The sequence below is a fragment of the Leptolyngbya boryana PCC 6306 genome (assembly GCF_000353285.1).
GTDB classification, from domain to species: Bacteria; Cyanobacteriota; Cyanobacteriia; order Leptolyngbyales; family Leptolyngbyaceae; genus Leptolyngbya; species Leptolyngbya boryana.
In genome coordinates this window covers 196,726-198,123 of the sequence record NZ_KB731325.1, presented here as the reverse complement: position 1 = coordinate 198,123, position 1,398 = coordinate 196,726, and the positions used below count along the sequence as shown (strand labels likewise).

Genomic DNA, 1,398 nt, shown 5'->3' with positions numbered 1-1,398 from the left:
GAGTTTCCTAAAACTAGAAGATGTGGGTAGTGCTGTTCTAAATCTGCAACTTTAGTAGAGGCTCCCCAAGATTGATAGAGATGATATGCCTCAATCCAGTAAATTTGGGCAAGCTTCTCTTTTCCTGTAGTGATCCAAAACTTCGCAGATAGCTCATTTGCTAATGCCGAATCTTGCACAAATCCATTCGTTTTTGCAAGTGCGATCGCCTCATCGTAGAGGTCGATCGCGGTCATTGAATCATTTTGCAATCGGGCGATCTCTGCTTCGACTAATAGATATTGATGCCGAAAGTTCTCTGGGCAGGTCGCTGACCAAATTTCCATCTGCTGTTGGTTCGTTATGATCTGCTGCCAGTATTCACTCTTCTGCAGCTCACTCGCAGTTAGATACAGGGAAGTTAAAATCAGCGAGTCGTAAAAAATGAATTCAGCAAGCGAGATACAGCCTGGGAGATAGTTAAGCAGGTGCCTTGCTTGCCCGATCACGTGATGAGCATCCTCAAAACAACCATAGAGATACAAAACTTGAGCTTTGAGAATCTTGAAAAAGCCGATCGCAGCAAAACTCGATCGTGCCTCACACGCTGCTAAATATTCAGTCTCGCTCAGTTCTTTCGTTACAAACTTGCATTGTCTAACATCACATTCTTGTAAACTGTGAAAGATTAGCTGACAGGCAAGCAGCATATCTTTTGCAAGCTGATTTTGTGTTTGCTCTGTAAACGCTAGATAGTTGAGAAGCTTGTCTTGCAGGGAATCTAGGTCGGCTCCTTGGTAGAATAAATTAATCACTTGATGGGCAATATTGTAGCCCGCAAATTGAAGTTCGCCAGACTCTAAGCCAGCCTGATACCCTTCCATGAAAATTTCAGCATCTTCTTTGAGGGGTCTAATCCAATGATTCACCGAACCACCAACAACCACGCAGCCTTTACACTTTTCCGCTTGATTGTTAAATCTTTCGCTAACCTTCAGGCTGAGTTGTCCGAACTGATAGCCTGCTCGATAGTCACCGAGCATTGATCCTAGAATCAATCCATACTCAGAATAGCCATAGGTAGATTCTGAAATCACCCCATGTTTCAGAGAAAGATTGACTAACTTCATCACACAAATCAGCCAGAGATCATGATTTGAAAAGTAAGTCGGCGCTCCTAAGGTTGTGAGCAATCTTGCAGCGGCTCTTTTCTCTGGAATCATCATTTCTGGCTGATCTAATAATGCCGGAATCTTTTGCTGGGCGAGTTGTGTTTTCGCGATCGCAAGCTCATCTTCAAAGGCTTTGTATAACTCTGATTCAGGAATATCAATCTCGAAGGATGAAAGTGCTACTCGTCCAGTCTCGATCGCGGGTTGATACTTCCCCTGCATGGTGTAGAGAACAATCAGCAGTTGG

General features: G+C 43.8%; 1 pseudogene. It reads right to left on the bottom strand.

Going from position 1 to position 1,398, the window contains the following annotated elements:
- Positions 1-1,398, bottom strand: a pseudogene (locus LEPBO_RS39015) (trifunctional serine/threonine-protein kinase/ATP-binding protein/sensor histidine kinase); the annotation flags it as partial.